Source organism: Streptomyces sp. M2CJ-2 (assembly GCF_016757295.1).
Lineage (GTDB): Bacteria > Actinomycetota > Actinomycetes > Streptomycetales > Streptomycetaceae > Streptomyces.
Window position 1 is genome coordinate 1 of record NZ_JAESIF010000020.1, and the last position, 18,453, is coordinate 18,453.

Genomic DNA, 18,453 nt, shown 5'->3' on the forward strand with positions numbered 1-18,453 from the left:
TGAGCTCGGTGCGCAGCTCCTCACGGGCGTCGGCCATCCGCTGCCGCTGCGCGACGAGGTGCTTGCAGTCGGCCCCGGCCCCCTCTAGAGGGGGCCGGGGCCGACTGCCGTAGGGGCAAACGCGTGCGCCGCCGGCGCTCACTCCTTGGGCTGGGAGAGCTGGACCAGGTTGCCCACCGTGTCGTCCAGGAGGGCGGTGACCACCGGGCCCTGCTCCTGCGGCTCCTGCACGAAGATCACGCCCTCGCCGCGCAACCGCTCGTACTCCGCGCGGAGGTCCGCCACGGAGAACACCATGGCGGGCAGACCCGCCTCACGCACCGCCCTGCGGTACGGCTCCGCGATGGGCCCCTGGCCGGGCTCCAGCAGCAGCTCCAGGTCCCGCTGGGCGCCCCCGGGAGCCCCGACCGTGATGAACAGCGTGCCGCCGCCCAGGTCCATCCGGGTACGGGTCTCGAAGCCGAGCACATCGGTGTAGAACGCGTGCGCCTTCGCGACGTCGTCGACGTACACGCTGGTCATGGCGACCTTGATCATGGGACTTCTTCTTCCGATCTCTCAGGTGCCTCAGATCTGTCAGATCTCCAGGGAAACGAAGTCTCAGATCCCGAGTTGCTTGGACTCGTTGAGCTTCGCGATCGCGTCCGCGTCGCCCTCCAGCTCGACCTTGGCGGCGCCGTGCCGCCCGTAGGAGAACAGCACCAGCTCCGACGGCTCGCCGGTCACCGTGACCACGGGCGTGCCGCGGTGGGCCACCGCGGTCCGGCCGTCCGGACGGCGCAGCACCAGGCCCGTGGGGACGCCGCGGCCCAGCAGCCGGGCGCTGCGCTCCAGCCGGGACCACAGGGCGTCCTGGAACACCGGGTCCAGCTCACGCGGCGTCCAGTCGGGCTGGGCGCGGCGCAGATCCTCCGTGTGGACGTAGAACTCGACGATGTTCGACAGCTCGTCGACCTGCTTGAGGTTGAAGGGCGAGAAGCGCGGCGGGCCGGTACGGATCAGCTGGACCAGCTCCTCGTACGGCTTGGCGGTGAACTCCGCCATCACCCGCTCCAGGCGCGGTGCGAGCTGCTTGACCAGGATGCCGCCGGCGGCGTCGGGGCGGCGCTCGCGCACCACCACGTGCGCGGCGAGATCACGGGCGCGCCACCCCTCGCAGAGAGTGGGGGCCTCCGGGCCCGCCGTCTCCAGCAGATCGGCCAGGAGAAGTCGTTCACGCTTGGCATGGGTCGACATGTGGTCAGCCTACGGTGACCCGCCCGGTCCGCCCACCCGTCCCCGTCCCTTTCCAGTCGGTGGACGGAACCCGGGTGCACCCGTCCCGCGCGGCACAATGGTCCCCATGACCAGTACGTCCCGGACCAGCCGCCTCGATCCGCAGATCGCCGCACGGCTCAAGCGCAGCCCCGACGGCCTCCTGCCCGCCATCGCCCAGCAGTACGACACCCAGGAGGTACTGATGTTGGGCTGGATGGACGACGAGGCGCTGCACCGCACGCTGACCACCGGCCGCTGCACCTACTGGTCGCGCAGCCGCCAGGAGTACTGGGTCAAGGGGGACACTTCCGGACACGTCCAGCACGTGAAGTCCGTCGCCCTGGACTGCGACGCCGACACCCTCCTGGTCAAGGTCGACCAGGTCGGCGCCGCCTGCCACACCGGCGCCCGCACCTGCTTCGACGCCGACGTGCTGCTCACCGACACCCGCCCGGACGGCGCCGGTGCCGGCGTGCCCGTCTCGGATCAGTAGGGTCGGCCGGCATGGACCTCGAGACGTTCCGCAAGCTCGCCACCGACCGCCGGGTCATCCCGGTGACCCGCAAGCTCCTCGCCGACGGCGACACCCCCGTGGGCCTCTACCGCAAGCTCGCCGCCGAGCGCCCCGGCACCTTCCTGCTCGAGTCCGCGGAGAACGGCAGGTCCTGGTCCCGGTACTCCTTCGTCGGCGTCCGCAGCGCCGCCACCCTCACCGAGCGCGCCGGACAGGCGCACTGGGAGGGCACCCCGCCCGTCGGAGTGCCGGCCGAGGGCGACCCGCTCGCCGCGCTGCGCGCCACGCTCGAAACCCTGCACACCCCGCGCGACCTCGCCCACGACCTCGGTCTGCCGCCCTTCACCGGCGGCCTGGTCGGCTACCTCGGCTACGACATCGTGCGCAGGCTGGAGAAGATCGGCCCCGGAGAACGGGACGATCTGCGACTGCCCGAACTGACCATGCTGCTCACCAGCGACCTCGCCGTCATGGACCACTGGGAGGGCTCCGTCTGGCTGATCGCCAACGCGATCAACCACAACGACCTGGACACCGGCGTCGACGAGGCCCACGCCGACGCCGTGGCCCGCCTGGACGCCATGGAGGCCGACCTCACCCGCGCGGTGGCCCAGCCCCCGGCCGTCCTCCCGCCCTCCGAACTCCCCGACCACACCGCGCTGTGGGGCGGCCCCGACTTCCGCGCGGCCGTCGAGGACATCAAGGAACGCATCCGCGCGGGGGAGGCCTTCCAGGTCGTCCCCTCCCAGCGGTTCGAGACCCCGTGCACGGCGAGTGCCCTGGACGTCTACCGGGTGCTGCGGGCCACCAACCCTTCGCCCTACATGTACCTGTTCCGGTTCCCCCACGGGGACGGCGAGGCCTTCGACGTGGTCGGATCGTCCCCCGAAGCACTCGTGAAGGTCGACGACGGACAGGCGATGGTCCACCCCATCGCCGGCACCCGGCCCCGCGGCGCCACCCCGCAGGAGGACCAGGCCCTCGCGGAGGAACTGCTCGCCGACCCCAAGGAGCGCGCCGAGCACCTCATGCTCGTCGACCTGGGCCGCAACGACCTCGGACGGGTCTGCGAGCCCGGTTCCGTCGAGGTCGTCGACTTCATGTCCGTCGAGCGGTACTCGCACGTCATGCACATCGTCTCGACGGTCACCGGCCGGGTCGCGGCCGGCCGTTCCGCCTTCGACGTGCTCACCGCCTGCTTCCCGGCCGGCACCCTCTCCGGTGCGCCCAAGCCCCGGGCCATGCAGATCATCGACGAACTCGAGCCGTCCCGGCGCGGGCTGTACGGCGGCTGCGTCGGCTACCTGGACTTCGCGGGCGACTCCGACACCGCCATCGCGATCCGCACCGCGCTGCTGCGCGGGGGCACCGCGTACGTCCAGGCGGGCGCCGGGATCGTCGCCGACTCCGACCCGGTGGCCGAGGACGTCGAGTGCCGCAACAAGGCGGCCGCGGTGCTGCGAGCCGTGCACACGGCGAACCGGCTGGGCACGGTGTGAGACGGTGCGCGGCGGACCCGGGACGAGCCCCGGGTGACGGTTCGCGCACGGGTCACGCGATAGTGGAGTACGTGACTGCTGCACCTCCCCCCCGTTCCCCTCGTTCTGAGGCCGCCGGTTCCGCCCGCACCGGCCGCCTCAGTCTCGCCGTCGCCCTGCTGTGCGGGGCCCTGGGCGCGGCCGTGACCCTGCTCGCCACCCGGCAGCAGTGGTCCCAGGGCACCGCCGCGGTGGCCGGCGGCGCCTTTCCCCTGACCGCCAACGGCAGCGACGTCACCGGCGTCCCCGCCGCCCTCGCCGTGGTGGGTCTGGCCGCGCTCGTCGCCGTCTTCGCCGTCCGGCGGACCGGCCGCCTCGCCGTCGCCGCGCTGCTCACCCTGTCCGGCGCGGGCATCGTCACGGCCGCCCTGCTCGGCGCCTCCGACAGCTCCGCGCTCGACGACAAGGCCGCCGAGGTCTCCGGCGACACCTCCGCCACGGTGGCGGCCCTCAGCCACACGGCCTGGCCCTACGTCGCAGCCGTGGGCGGCCTGCTGCTCCTGCTGGCCGGCGCGCTCGCCCTGCGCTACGGCAGGCTGTGGCCCGCGATGTCCGGCCGCTACGAGCGCGGCGGTGCCCCCCGGCCACGCCGCGCGGCCGCCGCCGATCCCGACCGGCCCGAGGAGCTGTGGAAGGCCCTCGACCGCGGGGAGGACCCGACCGGTACCTGAACCGGGCCGCACCGCGCCCCGGTCGAGCGCCGGAAGGTATGTTCGCCGCACGGAGGAGCACCCCCACTGACGGCACGCGCGCGGGTGCGGGACAATGAGTCCGAGCGTCCTGCTCAGACAAGTACACAGCAACGAGGAGCAAGCAATGGCGGGCAGCAGCCACGGTCACACCCCGGCCGCCTGGACCGGTGTCATCATCGCCTTCATCGGTTTCTGCGTCGCGAGCCTGTTCATGGTGGTGAGCTCGCCGGTCGGCTTCTGGGCGGGCATCGGCATCGCGCTGCTCGGCGGGGCCGTCGGCGGGATCATGAGCAAGATGGGCATGGGCAAGCCGCAGCACGCCCACCCCCTGAACCAGGCCGGCGGCGACCGCGAGCCGGCCCGCGCCCAGAGCTGAACGCCGGGGGCACTCCTCCGGAACAGGGGCGGTCGGCACACGGGTGCCGCGACCGCCCCTGACGCGTACGCGCGGGGCACAATGCACCCTGTGAACGCCGTCAGCCCCCGCACCCCCGGCACGCCCCGCGTATCCCGCGGCAGGGCCGCGCGCCTGGCCCTCCCCGTCGGAGCACTCGCCGCCGTCGCCGGAGCCTTCGCCTACGTCGGAGCGGTGGACCCCAACGAACCCGGCCACTACCCCGCCTGCCCGCTGCTGCGCTTCACCGGCCTGTACTGCCCCGGCTGCGGCGGGCTGCGCAGCGCCCACGCCGTCGTCCACGGCGACCTCCTGACGGCCCTCCAGGCCAACGCGCCCGCGGTCCTCGGCTACGCGGCCCTCGCCGTGCTCTGGACCGCCTGGGTGGCCCGCGCGGCGCGCGGCAAGCCCCTGCGCATCGACCCCCCACCCGCGCTCCTGTGGTCCCTGGGGGCGCTGGTGCTGGTCTTCACGGTCGTCCGGAACCTGCCGTTCGGTGGCTGGCTGCACCCTTGATCAACCGCTGGACGTCCAGCCAGTGGGACCGGCATCCACCGGATGCGAGGGGTACGCCCCATTACGGATACCATCGCAATGACCACCGGTTTCGTCCGGCGACCCGACCATGAGGGCGGGGACGCCCCGGGACGGAAACGAACGCACTGAAGACGGACCGTCTGGAAGGGGGCCTCTCGCGTGAGTGTGCTCGACGAGATCATCGACGGAGTCCGTGCCGACCTCGCGGAGCGGCAGGCTCGGGTGAGCCTCGACGAGCTCAAGGAGCGCGTGGCCAAGGCCCCCGCGGCCAAGGACGGCGCGGCCGCCCTGCGGGGCGAGGGCGTCAAGGTGATCTGCGAGGTCAAGCGCTCCAGCCCGTCCAAGGGCGCGCTCGCCGCGATCGCCGACCCGGCCGGACTCGCCGCCGACTACGAGGCGGGCGGCGCGGCCGTCATCTCCGTCCTCACCGAACAGCGCCGCTTCGGCGGCTCGCTGGCCGACCTGGAGGCGGTCCGTGCGCGCGTGGACATCCCCATCCTGCGCAAGGACTTCATCGTCACCTCGTACCAGCTCTGGGAGGCGCGGGCGCACGGCGCCGACCTCGCGCTGCTCATCGTCGCCGCCCTCGACCAGCCGGCCCTGGAGTCGCTGATCGAGCGTGCCGAGTCCATCGGACTCACCCCGCTCGTCGAGGCGCACGACGAGGAGGAGGCCGAGCGCGCGATCGACGCGGGCGCCAAGGTCATCGGCATCAACGCGCGCAACCTCAAGACCCTCGAGGTCGACCGCGGCACCTTCGAGCGGATCGCCCCCGAGCTCCCGGACCACCTCGTCAAGGTCGCCGAGTCCGGCGTCCGGGGCCCGCACGACCTGATCGCCTACGCCAACGCCGGAGCCGACGCGGTCCTGGTCGGCGAGTCCCTGGTCACCGGCCGCGACCCGAAGACGGCGGTCGCCGACCTGGTGGCGGCGGGCGAGCACCCGGCGCTGCGGCACGGCCGCGGCTGACCCCCCGGTAGGCTTGGCTCCGATGACACTCCCGATCACCCTGACCGCCAGGGACCCGTACGCGCGCCTGGCCCGCGGCTGCCGCCCGCGCGGCTGCCGCGCGCCCGCGCGCCGGGTCCACGGGCGCCGGGTCCGGTACGTGATCGGTGACGAGCCCGGGCAGGTCAACGGCATGCGATGGCAGCGCCCCTCCCAGGGGCGCGGGACCGTTCCTGACCACGTGCGGCTCCGTCGCGCGGACGCGACGAGCCGCACACGGCCCGCAGTGGCCTGACACCCCCGCCCCCACGGCGATCAGTGACCGAGAACAACGCTCACCGTGAGGTTTCCGCATGCCCAGCCAGTTCTTCATCCCCGACCCCGAGGGTCGGATCCCCAGCGCCGAAGGCTACTTCGGGGCGTTCGGCGGCAAGTTCATCCCGGAGGCGCTCGTCGCCGCCGTGGACGAGGTCGCCGTCGAGTACGACAAGGCCAAGGCCGACCCGGAGTTCGCCCGCGAACTCGACGACCTGCTGGTGAACTACACCGGCCGCCCGAGCGCCCTCACCGAGGTGCCGCGCTTCGCCGAACACGCCGGTGGCGCCCGGGTCTTCCTCAAGCGTGAGGACCTCAACCACACCGGCTCCCACAAGATCAACAACGTGCTGGGCCAGGCCCTGCTCACCCGGCGCATGGGCAAGACCCGGGTCATCGCCGAGACCGGCGCCGGCCAGCACGGCGTCGCCACCGCCACCGCCTGCGCCCTGTTCGGCCTCGACTGCACCGTCTACATGGGCGAGATCGACACCCGGCGCCAGGCCCTCAACGTGGCCCGGATGCGCATGCTCGGCGCCGAGGTCATCGCCGTGAAGTCCGGCAGCCGCACCCTCAAGGACGCCATCAACGAGGCGTTCCGCGACTGGGTCGCCAACGTCGACACCACGCACTACCTCTTCGGCACCGTCGCCGGACCCCACCCCTTCCCCGGCCTGGTGCGCGACTTCCACCGCGTCATCGGCGTCGAGACCCGCCGCCAGCTCCTGGAGCGCGCCGGACGGCTGCCCGACGCCGCCGTCGCCTGCGTCGGCGGCGGCTCCAACGCCATCGGACTCTTCCACGCCTTCATCCCGGACGCCTCGGTACGGCTGATCGGCTGCGAACCCGCGGGCCACGGCATCGAGAGCGGCGAGCACGCGGCCACCCTCACCGCGGGCGAGCCCGGCATCCTGCACGGTTCGCGTTCCTACGTCCTCCAGGACGACGAGGGCCAGATCACCGAGCCGTACTCCATCTCGGCAGGGCTCGACTACCCGGGCATCGGACCCGAGCACGCCTACCTCAAGGACTCCGGCCGCGGCGAGTACCGCGCGGTCACCGACGACGCCGCCATGCAGGCGCTGCGGCTGCTGTCGCGCACCGAGGGCATCATCCCGGCCATCGAGAGCGCCCACGCGCTGGCCGGCGCCCTGGAGGTCGGCAGGGAACTCGGCGAGGACGGGCTGATCGTGGTCAACCTGTCCGGCCGGGGCGACAAGGACATGGACACCGCAGCCCGCTACTTCGGGCTGTACGACACCGACCCCGCCGCCACCGGCACGGCAGCAGCCACCACGGCCACCGTTGCCACTACGGACAAGACCGTGGCCGCCGACGCCGACACCGACACCGCCGAGATCGAGAGGGACGCCAAGTGAGCGGGAACGTACAGCTGCTGAGCGACACCCTCGCCGCGGCCAAGTCCGAGGGCCGGGCCGCCCTCATCGCCTACCTCCCGGCCGGGTTCCCGACCGTCGACGGCGGCATCGACGCCGTCAAGGCCGTCATCGACGGCGGCGCCGACGTCGTGGAGGTGGGCCTGCCGCACAGCGACCCCGTCCTCGACGGGCCCGTCATCCAGACCGCCGACGACATCGCCCTGCGCGGCGGCGTCCGGATCGCCGACGCGCTGCGCACGGTCCGGGAGGCGCACCGGGCCACCGGGAAGCCGATCCTCGTCATGACGTACTGGAACCCCGTCGACCGCTACGGCGTCGAGCGGTTCGCCGCCGAACTCGCCGAGGCGGGCGGTGCCGGGTGCATCCTGCCCGACCTGCCCGTCCAGGAGTCGGCGCTGTGGCGGGAACACGCCGACAAGCACGGGCTCGCCACCGTCTTCGTCGTCGCGCCCAGCAGCAAGGACGAGCGGCTCGCCGAGATCACCGCGGCGGGCAGCGGCTTCGTCTACGCCGCGTCCCTCATGGGGGTCACCGGCACCCGTGAGTCGGTCGGCACGCAGGCCGAGGAACTCGTGGCACGCGCCCGGGCGAGCCGCGCCGACCTGCCGGTGTGCGTCGGGATCGGCGTCTCCGACACGACCCAGGCCGCCGAGGTCGCCCGCTTCGCCGACGGTGTGATCGTCGGCTCCGCCTTCGTCAAGCGGATGCTGGACGCCCCCGACCCGGCCGCCGGGGTCCAGGCAGTCCGGGCGCTCGCCGGTGAACTCGCCAAGGGCGTGCGCGGACAGGCGTGACCGCGCCGCTTCCGGACCGGGCACCACGGGTGGCCGGTCATCCGCAGGCCCTCAGCAGATAGTCATACGGGTCCCTCGTACGGGTGGACCTGAGGCCGGGGAGGCGCGGTGCGCCTCCCCGGTTCGTTCTGCGGGGTGTGAGCGAGAAGAATCGTGAGGGAAAGCGCACCGCCCGGGAGCGGCTGGCGGTCGAGCGCGAGAAGCAGAAGACGGCGGACAAGCGGCGCCGCACCCTGATCGTGGGTGCGAGCGTGGTCTGTGTCCTGGCGCTCGCGGCGGTGATCGGAGTCGTCGCCGCCAACGCCGGAAAGGACGACGGGAATGAGGAGGCCGGGCCGGTGGTGGCGCCCTCGGGGGCCCTCGGCAAGGACGGCCTCGCCATCCCGGTCGGCAAGGAGAACGCCAAGTCCACGCTCACCGTGTGGGAGGACTTCCGCTGCCCCGCCTGCAAGTCCTTCGAGCTGGCGTACCGCCCGACCCTGCACGAGCTGACCGAGTCCGGCCAGCTGAAGATCGAGTACCACCTGGTCACGCTCATCGACGGCAACATGGGCGGCACCGGCTCCCGCAACTCCGCCAACGCGGCCGCCTGCGCCCAGGACGCCGGCAAGTTCGCCGAGTACCACGACGTGCTGTTCGACAACCAGCCCCAGGAGACGGACGACGCCTTCGCCGACAACGGCAAGCTCATCGAGCTGGCAGGCAAGGTCGACGGCCTCGACACGCCCGCCTTCCGCGGCTGTGTGGAGGACGGCACGCACAACAGCTGGGTCGGAAAGTCCCAGGAGGCCTTCCAGAAGGGCCGCTTCTCGGGCACACCGACCGTCCTGCTCGGCGACAAGAACATCTACCAGGACCGGACGATGACGCCGGCGAAGCTGAAGAAGATGGTCCGGAAGGCCGATCAGGGCCAGAAGGCCGATCAGGGCCAGAAGGCCGATCAGGGGCAGTAGGTGTGCCCTCCCGTTATGGAGCCGTAGCCGGGCCGCCCGCCGTGGGACCGGTCCGGCACGGTAGCGTCGACCCTGCCATGGAACTTGCCTACATTCCCAGCCCGTCGACCGGGGTGCTGCACCTGGGCCCCATCCCGCTGCGCGGCTATGCCTTCAGTATCCTCGTCGGCCTCTTCGTCGCCCTCTGGATCGTCGACCGCCGGTGGGTGGCGCGCGGTGGCCAGAAGGGCACCGCCTGGGACATCGCGTTCTGGGCGATCCCGTTCGGCCTGGTCGGTGGTCGTCTCTACCACGTCGTCACCGATTACCAGCTCTACTTCGGAGAGGGCCGCGACTGGGTCGACGCCTTCAAGATCTGGGAGGGCGGCCTGGGCATCTGGGGAGCCGTCGCCCTGGGCGCCCTGGGCGCCTGGATCGGCTGCCGGCGCCGTGGCATCGCCCTGCCGCCGTACGCCGACGCCGTGGCCCCCGGGCTGGCGCTGGCGCAGGCGATCGGACGCTGGGGCAACTGGTTCAACCAGGAGCTGTACGGGCGGGAGACGGATCTTCCCTGGGCCCTGCACATCACGTCCACGGAGGGCGGCCGGGTACCGGGGTACTACCACCCGACGTTCCTGTACGAGTCGCTGTGGTGCGTGGGTGTCGCCCTGCTGGTCATCTGGGCGGACCGTCGCTTCAAACTCGGGCACGGGCGGGCGTTCGCGCTGTACGTCGCGGCGTACTGCGCGGGCCGGTTCTGGATCGAGTACATGCGCGTCGACGAGGCCCACGACATCCTGGGTCTGCGGTTGAACAACTGGACCGCGATGATCGTGTTCGTGCTCGCGGTGGTCTACATCGTGGTGTCGGCGAAGAAGCGGCCGGGACGCGAGGACGTGGTGGAGCCGGGCGCGGCTGCCGCCTCCGGCGGGACCGGGACCGGCGGGAAGGACGAGGCGGACTCCCCGGAGGCGAAGGACGACGCCGAGCCGGCGGAGGACACCGGGGCGGGCGAAGACGCCAAGGCCGAGGAAGACGCCAAGAGCGCCAAGAGCAAGGAAGACGCCAAGACCGCGGGCGGCGCCGAGGCCGAGGCGGATTCCGGGGACGCCCGTTCCAAGGACGGGGCCGGGTCGGCGAAAAAGAACTGACGGCCCGCCGACCTTCTGCGACAACGACGCCGTGGGGCGCCCGGAACCTCCGGGCGCCCCACGGCGTGTGTGGCCCTCAGACCCGGCGGGCCAGGGACAGGACGCACCGGGCGGCCGCCACCACCGCCGCGTCGATGAAGCAGCCGTCGGGGAGGGCCTGGGCGCCCCGTTCGCCGACCGCCGCCTTGACGATCCGCTCCGCCCGTTCGATCTCTTGCTCCGTCGGCAGATAGGCGCGCTCGATGACCGGCAGCTGCCGGGGGTGGATGGCGGCGCGGCCCGTGAAGCCCAGGTCGCGGCCACGGAGGCAGGAGGCGAGGAGGCCGTCCAGGTCGCGGGTGTCCGGGTGGACGGACTGGGCCGGCGGGGCCAGACCCGCCGCCCGCGCGGCGACGACCACACGGGAACGGGACCAGTCGAGGCCCGCGTCGTCCCGTACGCCCAGGTCGGCCCGTAGGTCCGCCTCGCCGATCGAGATGCCGCGCAGGGACGGGTGGGCGGTGGCCACGGCGTGCGCCCGTTCGATGCCGAGGGCCGTCTCCAGCAGCGCGTACAGGGGGAGCGCGCCGCCGCGGGCGGACGCGGCACGCTGCGCGGCCCGTACGACGTCGGCGGGGGAGGACACCTTGGGCAGCCGGAGACCGGCCAGGCCCGGGGCCGGGGCTACGGCGGCGAGGTCGGTCTCGCCCCAGGGGCCGGCCAGGGCGTTGACGCGGACGTGGACCGGGACCGGCTGCGGGTCGCGCAGCAACTCGGCGGTGGCGGCACGGGCGTACGCCTTGCGGTCGGGGGCGACCGCGTCCTCCAGGTCGATCACCACCACGTCGGCCCCGCAGCCGAGGGCCTTCGCCACCACCCGCGGCCGGTCGCCGGGGGCGTAGAGCCAGGTCAGCGGGGCTTTCGCCGTCGTCTCCGGCACGGCCCCGGGCGCCGCCCCCGTCACAGTGCGCCCTCCGCGCGCAGTGCCGTCAGCTCGGCCGGGGTGAGCCCCAGTTCGGTCAGGACCTCCTCGGTGTCCGCGCCGTGCGGGCGGCCCGCCCAGCGGATCGCGCCGGGGGTGCGGGAGAGCCGGAAGAGGACGTTCTGCATGCGCAGCGGGCCCAGCTCCGGATCGTCGACCGTGGTGATGGTGTCCAGGGCCTGGTACTGCGGGTCGGTCATCACGTCCCGTACGTCCTGGACGGGGGCCACCGCGGCTTCGGCCTTCTCGAAGGCAGCGAGCACGTCGGTGCGGGTGCGGCGGGCGATCCATCCGCCCACGGCCTCGTCCAGCGCGTCCGCGTGCCGGGCCCGGCCGGCGCCGGTGGCGAACCACGGTTCGTCGATCAGTTCGGGCCGTCCCACCAGCCGCATCACCCGCTCGGCGACCGACTGGGCCGAGGTGGAGACGGCGACCCAGGTGCCGTCGGCGGTGAGGTAGGTGCCGCGCGGGGCGTTGTTCTGGGAGCGGTTTCCGGTGCGGGGCTGGACGTGGCCGAGCTGGTCGTACCAGGTCGGCTGCGGGCCGAGTGCGGTGAGGATCGGTTCGATGAGGGCCATGTCGACGACCTGGCCCTCGCCGGTGTGCTCGCGCCCGGCGAGCGCGGTCAGCACCGCGTACGCCGTGGTCAGGCCCGCGATGGAGTCGGCCAGCCCGAACGGCGGCAGCGTCGGGGGCGCGTCCGGTTCACCGGTGATGGCGGCGAAGCCGCTCATCGCCTCGGCGAGGGTGCCGAAGCCGGGGCGGTGGGCGTACGGGCCGAACTGGCCGAAGCCGGTGACCCGGGCCAGGACCAGCCGGGGGTTGGCGGCGGACAGTTCGGGCCAGCCCAGGTCCCACTTCTCCAGGGTGCCCGGCCGGAAGTTCTCGATGACCACGTCGGCTGTCCCGGCGAGGCGCAGCAGGGTCGCCCGGCCGCCGGGCGTGGACAGGTCGAGGGTGATGGTCCGTTTGTTGCGGCCGAGCATCTTCCACCACAGTCCCACGCCGTCCTTCGACGGTCCGTGGCCGCGGGAGGGGTCCGGTTTCCCCGGGTGCTCGACCTTGACGACTTCGGCGCCGAAGTCGCCGAGCAGGGTCGCGGCGAGGGGCCCGGCGAAGAGGGTGGCGAGGTCCAGGACGCGCAGGCCGGTCAGCGGGGGAGCGGCGGGGGCGGTGGGCCGGGTCATGGGCGGGAGGCCTCCAGGTGGGTCAGACGGGCCAGGGTGTCGAAGCCGATGCCGTCGAAGGTGCCGACGGAGGTGGCCAGCCGGTTCTTCAGCGGGGCCGTCCAGCGTTCGGGGAGCGCGGTGGGGGAGCCGGCGAGGAGGGCGGCGATGCCGCCGGCGGTCGCGCCGCCCGAGTCCGTGTCGAGGCCACCGGACACGACGCGGCAGATCGCGCCGGTGAAGTCGCCGTCCGCGTGGGTGAGGGCGGCGGCGATCAGCGCGGTGTTGGGCACGGCGTGCACCCAGTGGACGTCCGCGTGCCGGGCGTGGATCGCGTCGACGACGTCTGCGAAGTCGTCGTGCTCGTGCGCCAGCCGCACGGCGTGGCGCACGGCGCGGGCGAGCCGGGAGCGGGGCGGTACGACGGCGAGACCGGCCCGCAGACAGGCATGGACGTCCCGGCCGCCGGTGCCGCCGCCGGTGTCGGCGGCGTGGCCCGCGGCGGCGGTGGCGATGACGGCCGCGGCGAACATCGCGGCGTAGACGCCGTTGGCGGTGTGGGTGAGGGTCGCGTCGCGATGGGCCTGTTCCGCCGCGCCCGCCGGGTCCCCCGGATTGGTCCAGCCGTGCACGTCGGCGCGGATCAGGGCGCCGATCCACTCGCGGAACGGATTGCGGTACCGGGCGGTGCGCGGGGGCTCCAGGCCGCTCAGGAGGTTGCGGTAGGCGATGCGTTCGGCGGTGAAGGCGCGGCCCGCCGGGAGTTCGTCCAGCCAGAGCCGGGCCACGTCCGCGGTGGTGAAGTCCCTGCCGTACCGCTGGAGCAGCAGCAGGTTGAGGAGGGGGTAGTCGAGGTCGTCGTCCTCGGGCATGCCGTCGATGTTCTCGGCGAGGGACGTGGCCGCGGAGCGACGGTTCCAGGGGTACCGGGCGGCCAGTTCCCCGGGGACTCCGCGGGCGGTGAAGTAGTCGTTCAGGGGCCAGTTCCCGGTGGCCCGGGCGAGCAGGCGGATGCCGTCGAGGGGGAGCTTCTCCACGGGTTTGCCGAGCAGGCAGCCGACGGCCCGGCCGAGCCAGGCGGCTTCGAGGCGGCCGGTACGGCGGGGACCCTCGTCGCCGTGGCCCGGAGTCGGCGCGCCGGTGCCGGCGGGGGAGGGCCAGTCGGGGCACAGGGACTTGATCGCGGCGAGGTCCGTCGGCTCGTCGTCCGCCAGGCTGCTGGGCAGGTCGGCCAGTTCGTCCAGGAGGTCCCCGGCCAGCAGCCTGAGGTAGCGGGACGCCGGACGCAGGGAGGCGCCGGCGCGGAGCGGGGCCTCAGGGCCGCCCGCCGCGCGCCAGCGGGCCGCGACGGCCGAGGGCGCCCTGCCGTCCTGGGCCGCCTGGCGCAGCTCGTGGCCGATCAGGTCCTCCGGCTGGACCCAGGTCAGTCGGAGCACGCCGGGCCTCCCAACTCGACGAACGCCCGTTCGTGCGCCCGGCGTCGGGAGACGTCGCGCGCGAAGACCTCGCCGGTCACCGCGGTCAGCGCGGCCGCGGGCGCCCAGAGGTCGAGACGGCTGGCGTCCGCCACGGTCTTCGCCCAGTCCTCGGGGACCGCAGAGCCGAGGGCGCCGGTCACCGCCCCGGCCATCGTGGCGATGGAGTCGCAGTCCCGGCCGTAGTTCACCGCGCCCAGCACCGCCTGCCGGAAGTCGCCGCGGGCCACCACCACCATGCCCAGCGCGACGGGAAGTTCCTCGACGGCGTGCAGCCGGGACGGCCGGCGGGCGCCCAGCGAGGGGGAACGGTAGTCGGGGCCCACGGTGTCGTACGGGGCCACCGCCTCCCGCAGCGGGCACAGCGCGGACTCGAAGTCCGGGTGCCGGGACGCCTCTTCGCAGACCCGTTCGATCGCCTCCCGGGTGCCGTCCTTCGCCAGCGACAGGCACGCGTCGACGACCGAGTCCGCACTCGCCCCCGGCACGCACGCCGCCGCCACGGCCGCAGCGAGCACCCCCGCCGCCTCCCGGCCGTACGACGACTGGTGGGCCCCCGCGACGTCCAGCGCCTCGGCGTACGCGCCCGCCGGGTTGGCCGCGTTGACCAGGCCGACGGGGGCCATGTACATCGCGGCACCGCAGTTGACGATGTTGCCGACGCCCGCCTCGCGCGGGTCGACATGGCCGTAGTGGATCTGGGCCACCAGCCACTTCTCCGCGAGGAAGATCCGCTGGAGCGGGAGCGCCTCCGCCTCCAGTTCCGGGATCCAGCGCGGGGTGCCCATCAGGTCCGGCACCAGATGGTCGGCGACGGCATGGGCGTCCAGATGGTCCCGGACCCGCGTGTACACCCGGACCAGGGCGTGCGTCATGAGGGTGTCGTCGGTGACGTGTCCGTCGCCCTTGTGGTACGGGGCGATGGGCCGGGCGGTGCGCCAGGCGTCGCCGTTCCAGGGGCCGACGACACCGTGGACGCGGCCACCGTGGCGTTCGGCGATCTGCTCGGGGGAGTACCCCTCGACGGGGCCGCCGAGCGCGTCACCGACGGCGGCTCCCACCAGCGCGCCGGTGATCCGCTCGTCCAGGGGCGCACCCCGGCCCCGCTTATCGTCCTCTGTGAGCGTCATGTCCGAATCATCCCCCTGACGGGGGTGGTTGTGCGGCTTCCAGGAGCCCGGCGAGTTCCACCAGGTCGGTGCCGGTGAACCGGGGGAGCGCGCAGCCGGAGAGGGTGCGGCAGCTCTCCCGCCACGATCCGGGGATCGCCGCGCTGCCGCCCAGCGCGCCGGTCAGGGCGCCCACGAGGGCGGGGGCGGAGTCCGCGACCCGGGACAGGCAGGCCGCGGCGGGGACCGCCTCCGCGATCCGGCCGCGTGCGGCGGTGGCCAGGGCGAGAGCGACGGGGACGGTTTCGGCGGCGGCGACACCGTAGCTGTAGACGTGGTCGACGATCTGGTGTTCCAGGAGCGGTACGAGGGCGAAGACGCCGTCGCTGTCCGCGGCGAGCCGCAGGGCGTGCCGGGCGTTGCGGCCGACCTCCGTCTCCTCGGGCAGCTCGGCGACCGCGGCGGCCACACACGCCGCCACGTCCGCTCCGGCCAGCGCGCGGGCGACGGCGGCGGCCATCGCGCGGGCGCCGTGCACCCCGTCGCCGTCCTGGGTGTAGCGGGCGTCGAACTCGGCGAGCGCCGCGGCGCGTGCGGGGTCTCCGGCGTGGGCGACGGCCAGGACGCAGGCCCGTACGCAGGCCGCGTCGTCGAAGTAGTGCGGGTTGTCGTGGCCGGTGGCGGGCGGGCGCAGACCCGTGGCGAGGTTGCCGAGCCCGGCCCGTACGGAGATACGGGCGCGCAGGGGGAGTACGGCCGACTCGATCTCGGGGGCGCGGGCGGCCGCCGCGGCGACCTCGCCGGCCACGGCGTTCCAGGTCAGGTCGATGGCGGCCCGGGTACGGCGTTCCCGGCTCAGGTCCCCCAGGAGGCTGTCGTGGCCGGCCAACAGGACCGCCTCGGCCGCGAACGCCGCCCACTCGGCGTCGTCGGAGGGGCCGAGCCGCAAGGGCTCCGGGGGCTGGTTGAGGGCGATCGGCACGGGGAGGGTGGTGGTCGCGTTCTGCTCGGCGAAGGCGTCCAGCTCCCGGGTGAGCCGCCGGGTCCACTCGGGCATCCGGGCGGCCCGGTGCCGTGCGGCGGGCCAGCCGGCGGCGTCACCGGCGGCGAGGCCGAGCAGCAGGCCCTCGATGCGCGTCCGCGGCGGCGGGGCGGGGGGTGGGGTCATGCCGGGGCCTCCATGTCGTTGTCCGCTGCCAGGACGAAAGCGCCCGGGGTGAGCAGGTCCGCGATGTCCAGGACGTGGTGGCCGGCCATCGCGGGCAGACAGCTGCCGCGGGCCGGGCCGATGGCTGCGGCCCAGGCCTCCGGGATCGCGTGAACACCCCGGGTCGCCCCCGCGAGGGCGCCCGCCACGGCCGCCGTGGTGTCGGCGTCGCGGCCCATGTTGACGGCCGTCAGCACCGCTTGTTCGAAGTCGCCGTCCGCCGCCGCGTACGCGCCGAAGGCGAGGGCGACGGCTTCGGGGGCCAGGTCGGTCCAGGGGTAGCCACCGACCACGACGGCGGAGCGGACCGCGCGTTCGCCCAGGTGGGCGGCGGTGACGGCGCGGCGCAGGGAACGGGCGGTCCAGGAGTCCTCCGGCACCAGGGCCAGCGCGGCGGCGACGACGGTGACCACCGGTGCTCCCGCCATCGCCGCCGCCACGCCCGCCGCGACCGCCTGGCCGCCGTAGATGCCCTCGCCGTCGTGACTGACCGAGCCGTCGACGGCCGCCAGCCGGGCCGCCTCGGCGGGGCGGCCGGCCGCGAAGACGCCGTGCGGGGCCGCCCGCATCGCCAGCCCGTCGCTCCAGGGATGGCGGTGCTGGGCGGAGAGGGGGGCGGCCAGCCCCCGGCGGAGGTTCTCCAGGGTGCCGCGCTCGCTGAAGCCCGCGCCGCGGAAGGACCCCTCGCAGCGGTCCGCGATCCACTCGTGCCAGGCCGTCCCCACCTGCTCCGGGGTGAGCGCGGAGCCGTGCCGGGCCAGCAGCAGGCCGGTGAGGATCGCGTACTCGGTGTCGTCCGTGCCCGCGGGGTGCTCCGCGACGTACCCGGTGATACGGCCCCACCGGGCGCGGATCTCGGAGGGCCGCATGTTCTCGGCCGGGGCGCCCAGCGCGTCGCCGACGGCCAGGCCGAGCAGCGCGCCGCGTGCCCGCTCGCGGAGCCCGCCGGAGCCCTCGGGCGCCGGGGCGGAGGGGATGCAGGCGATCGATGCCATACGCGGCTCTCCTCTCAGGGGCGCCCCGAGAGGCGCGAAGCCCTTTGCGGAACTGTCCCCGGTGAGGGGTGCGGCGCAGCCTCACACGCCTCAGCGTCACCCGGTCGACGTCTGCGCGGCCCTCCGCACAGACGTGCAGAATCCGCAAAACCGCAGGTTAGCCCAGCCTTTCCTTGCTGGCGGAGGGGAATCAAGGGGAGTATCTTGAGCGTTGTAAAAAAGTAGAACATGTCTAAAGTTGCGTCTGTTCGCAGACGCTGGTGAACTCCCTGGGGGACCGCATGGCACTCATCGAGACCGAGGCGACGCTGCACGAGGCGCACCGCGACAACCACACCCACCGTGACGTGAACGGCGGCTGGCTGCGCCCCGCCGTGTTCGGCGCGATGGACGGACTGGTCTCCAACCTCGCGCTGATCACCGGCGTCGCCGGCGGCTCGGTCGGTCAGCAGACCATCGTCATCACCGGCCTCGCGGGCCTGGCGGCCGGCGCCTTCTCCATGGCCGCAGGCGAGTACACCTCCGTCGCCTCCCAGCGCGACCTCGTCGAGGCCGAACTGGACGTCGAACGGCGCGAACTGCGCAAGCACCCCCAGGACGAGGAGGCCGAACTCGCCGCCCTCTACGAGTCCCGCGGTGTCGAGCCGGAACTCGCCCGCGAGGTGGCCCGGCAGCTGTCGAAGGACCCCGAGCAGGCGCTGGAGATCCACGCCCGTGAGGAACTGGGGATCGACCCCGGCGACCTGCCCTCGCCCACCGTGGCCGCCGTCTCCAGCTTCGGCGCCTTCGCGCTGGGCGCGCTGCTGCCCGTGCTGCCCTATCTGCTCGGCGCGAGCAGCCTGTGGCCGGCCGTGCTGGTGGCCCTGCTGGGACTCTTCCTGTGTGGCGCGCTGGTGGCCAAGGTGACCGCGCGGACCTGGTGGTTCAGCGGTCTGCGGCAGCTCGCCCTCGGCGGCGCGGCGGCCGGCGTGACCTACACCCTGGGCACGCTGTTCGGAACCGCCGTCGGATGACCCGGCTCCACCCGACCCGGACGGATGACCCGGTTCGGGTGATCAGGTTCGGACG

The 18,453-nt window shown here is 73.6% G+C and carries 20 protein-coding genes; 12 read left to right on the top strand and 8 right to left on the bottom strand.

Going from position 1 to position 18,453, the window contains the following annotated elements; genetic code table 11:
* Window positions 1–138: 138 nt before the first annotated feature.
* Together JL475_RS17395 and JL475_RS17400 are read right to left on the bottom strand one after the other, a co-directional pair.
* Window positions 139–537 (bottom strand): VOC family protein, encoded by a 399-nt coding sequence (locus tag JL475_RS17395; protein ID WP_202278635.1) that lies wholly within the window; start codon window positions 535–537, stop codon window positions 139–141.
* A gap of 63 nt (window positions 538–600) precedes the next feature.
* The gene (locus JL475_RS17400; RefSeq protein WP_202278636.1) at window positions 601–1,236 is read right to left on the bottom strand and encodes a TIGR03085 family metal-binding protein; all 636 of its coding nucleotides are present in this window, start codon (window positions 1,234–1,236) and stop codon (window positions 601–603) included.
* 97 nt (window positions 1,237–1,333) lie between these two features.
* On the opposite strand from JL475_RS17400, the gene hisI reads away from it, so the two are divergent.
* From hisI to lgt, 11 genes are all read left to right on the top strand, one after another.
* Window positions 1,334–1,750 (top strand): phosphoribosyl-AMP cyclohydrolase, encoded by a 417-nt coding sequence (gene hisI, locus JL475_RS17405; protein ID WP_202278637.1) that lies wholly within the window; start codon window positions 1,334–1,336, stop codon window positions 1,748–1,750.
* Between the two features lie 11 nt (window positions 1,751–1,761).
* A complete protein-coding gene (locus JL475_RS17410; protein ID WP_202278638.1) occupies window positions 1,762–3,270 on the top strand; it encodes an anthranilate synthase component I in 1,509 nt (502 codons plus the stop codon).
* A gap of 62 nt (window positions 3,271–3,332) precedes the next feature.
* Window positions 3,333–3,980, top strand: coding sequence for a TIGR02234 family membrane protein (locus tag JL475_RS17415; protein WP_202278639.1), 648 nt, complete (start codon window positions 3,333–3,335; stop codon window positions 3,978–3,980).
* A 145-nt stretch (window positions 3,981–4,125) separates the two neighbouring features.
* Window positions 4,126–4,377, top strand: coding sequence for an HGxxPAAW family protein (locus JL475_RS17420; RefSeq protein ID WP_202278640.1), 252 nt, complete (start codon window positions 4,126–4,128; stop codon window positions 4,375–4,377).
* 81 nt (window positions 4,378–4,458) lie between these two features.
* Window positions 4,459–4,911: a DUF2752 domain-containing protein gene (locus JL475_RS17425; RefSeq protein ID WP_202278641.1), complete on the top strand. Its 453-nt coding sequence runs from the start codon at window positions 4,459–4,461 to the stop codon at window positions 4,909–4,911.
* Window positions 4,912–5,091: 180 nt separating this feature from the next.
* Window positions 5,092–5,901: an indole-3-glycerol phosphate synthase TrpC gene (gene trpC, locus JL475_RS17430; RefSeq protein ID WP_202278642.1), complete on the top strand. Its 810-nt coding sequence runs from the start codon at window positions 5,092–5,094 to the stop codon at window positions 5,899–5,901.
* A 22-nt stretch (window positions 5,902–5,923) separates the two neighbouring features.
* Window positions 5,924–6,175, top strand: coding sequence for a tryptophan biosynthesis modulator TrpM (gene trpM / locus JL475_RS17435; protein WP_202278643.1), 252 nt, complete (start codon window positions 5,924–5,926; stop codon window positions 6,173–6,175).
* 58 nt (window positions 6,176–6,233) lie between these two features.
* Window positions 6,234–7,574 carry a tryptophan synthase subunit beta gene (gene trpB / locus JL475_RS17440; protein WP_202278644.1) on the top strand — a complete coding sequence of 447 codons (1,341 nt, stop codon included), beginning with the start codon at window positions 6,234–6,236 and terminating at the stop codon, window positions 7,572–7,574.
* Window positions 7,571–8,389, top strand: a complete 819-nt coding sequence (gene trpA, locus JL475_RS17445; RefSeq protein WP_202278645.1) for a tryptophan synthase subunit alpha — start codon at window positions 7,571–7,573, stop codon at window positions 8,387–8,389. Before trpB ends, trpA begins: the two co-directional genes overlap by 4 nt.
* A 137-nt stretch (window positions 8,390–8,526) precedes the next feature.
* Entirely contained in the window at window positions 8,527–9,342 is an 816-nt protein-coding gene (locus JL475_RS17450; protein WP_202278646.1) for a thioredoxin domain-containing protein, read from the top strand.
* Between the two features lie 77 nt (window positions 9,343–9,419).
* Complete coding sequence (gene lgt, locus JL475_RS17455; RefSeq protein WP_202278647.1) at window positions 9,420–10,472, top strand: prolipoprotein diacylglyceryl transferase; 1,053 nt, start codon at window positions 9,420–9,422, stop codon at window positions 10,470–10,472.
* Between the two features lie 76 nt (window positions 10,473–10,548).
* Here lgt and JL475_RS17460 read toward each other — a convergent pair whose 3' ends face one another.
* From JL475_RS17460 to JL475_RS17485, 6 genes are read right to left on the bottom strand one after another with little or no spacing between them, the layout of a single operon-like run.
* Complete coding sequence (locus JL475_RS17460; protein WP_307825078.1) at window positions 10,549–11,415, bottom strand: CoA ester lyase; 867 nt, start codon at window positions 11,413–11,415, stop codon at window positions 10,549–10,551.
* Window positions 11,412–12,620 carry a CaiB/BaiF CoA-transferase family protein gene (locus JL475_RS17465; RefSeq protein ID WP_202278648.1) on the bottom strand — a complete coding sequence of 403 codons (1,209 nt, stop codon included), beginning with the start codon at window positions 12,618–12,620 and terminating at the stop codon, window positions 11,412–11,414. Before JL475_RS17465 ends, JL475_RS17460 begins: the two co-directional genes overlap by 4 nt.
* A complete protein-coding gene (locus JL475_RS17470) occupies window positions 12,617–14,035 on the bottom strand; it encodes an ADP-ribosylglycohydrolase family protein (RefSeq protein ID WP_202278649.1) in 1,419 nt (472 codons plus the stop codon). The genes JL475_RS17465 and JL475_RS17470 overlap by 4 nt, the downstream gene beginning before the upstream one ends.
* Window positions 14,023–15,204 carry an ADP-ribosylglycohydrolase family protein gene (locus JL475_RS17475; RefSeq protein ID WP_202278650.1) on the bottom strand — a complete coding sequence of 394 codons (1,182 nt, stop codon included), beginning with the start codon at window positions 15,202–15,204 and terminating at the stop codon, window positions 14,023–14,025. The genes JL475_RS17470 and JL475_RS17475 overlap by 13 nt, the downstream gene beginning before the upstream one ends.
* Window positions 15,205–15,211: 7 nt before the next feature.
* A complete protein-coding gene (locus tag JL475_RS17480; RefSeq protein WP_237407448.1) occupies window positions 15,212–16,453 on the bottom strand; it encodes an ADP-ribosylglycohydrolase family protein in 1,242 nt (413 codons plus the stop codon).
* Window positions 16,348–17,385 carry an ADP-ribosylglycohydrolase family protein gene (locus JL475_RS17485; RefSeq protein WP_202278652.1) on the bottom strand — a complete coding sequence of 346 codons (1,038 nt, stop codon included), beginning with the start codon at window positions 17,383–17,385 and terminating at the stop codon, window positions 16,348–16,350. Before JL475_RS17485 ends, JL475_RS17480 begins: the two co-directional genes overlap by 106 nt.
* Before the next feature lie 281 nt (window positions 17,386–17,666).
* Here JL475_RS17485 and JL475_RS17490 point away from each other — a divergent pair, with 281 nt between their 5' ends.
* Window positions 17,667–18,398, top strand: a complete 732-nt coding sequence (locus JL475_RS17490) for a VIT1/CCC1 transporter family protein (protein WP_202278653.1) — start codon at window positions 17,667–17,669, stop codon at window positions 18,396–18,398.
* The last annotated feature ends 55 nt before the right edge of the window (window positions 18,399–18,453 follow it).

What these genes read in the sequence shown, in the direction of transcription:
- JL475_RS17395 (WP_202278635.1), bottom strand. Translation starts at nt 537, where the DNA reads ATGATCAAGGTCGCCATGACCAGCGTGTACGTCGACGACGTCGCGAAG.
- JL475_RS17400 (WP_202278636.1), bottom strand. Translation starts at nt 1,236, where the DNA reads ATGTCGACCCATGCCAAGCGTGAACGACTTCTCCTGGCCGATCTGCTG.
- hisI (WP_202278637.1), top strand. Translation starts at nt 1,334, where the DNA reads ATGGTCCCCATGACCAGTACGTCCCGGACCAGCCGCCTCGATCCGCAG.
- JL475_RS17410 (WP_202278638.1), top strand. Translation starts at nt 1,762, where the DNA reads ATGGACCTCGAGACGTTCCGCAAGCTCGCCACCGACCGCCGGGTCATC.
- JL475_RS17420 (WP_202278640.1), top strand. Translation starts at nt 4,126, where the DNA reads ATGGCGGGCAGCAGCCACGGTCACACCCCGGCCGCCTGGACCGGTGTC.
- JL475_RS17425 (WP_202278641.1), top strand. Translation starts at nt 4,459, where the DNA reads ATGCACCCTGTGAACGCCGTCAGCCCCCGCACCCCCGGCACGCCCCGC.
- trpM (WP_202278643.1), top strand. Translation starts at nt 5,924, where the DNA reads ATGACACTCCCGATCACCCTGACCGCCAGGGACCCGTACGCGCGCCTG.
- trpB (WP_202278644.1), top strand. Translation starts at nt 6,234, where the DNA reads ATGCCCAGCCAGTTCTTCATCCCCGACCCCGAGGGTCGGATCCCCAGC.
- lgt (WP_202278647.1), top strand. Translation starts at nt 9,420, where the DNA reads ATGGAACTTGCCTACATTCCCAGCCCGTCGACCGGGGTGCTGCACCTG.
- JL475_RS17465 (WP_202278648.1), bottom strand. Translation starts at nt 12,620, where the DNA reads ATGACCCGGCCCACCGCCCCCGCCGCTCCCCCGCTGACCGGCCTGCGC.
- JL475_RS17475 (WP_202278650.1), bottom strand. Translation starts at nt 15,204, where the DNA reads ATGACGCTCACAGAGGACGATAAGCGGGGCCGGGGTGCGCCCCTGGAC.
- JL475_RS17485 (WP_202278652.1), bottom strand. Translation starts at nt 17,385, where the DNA reads ATGGCATCGATCGCCTGCATCCCCTCCGCCCCGGCGCCCGAGGGCTCC.
- JL475_RS17490 (WP_202278653.1), top strand. Translation starts at nt 17,667, where the DNA reads ATGGCACTCATCGAGACCGAGGCGACGCTGCACGAGGCGCACCGCGAC.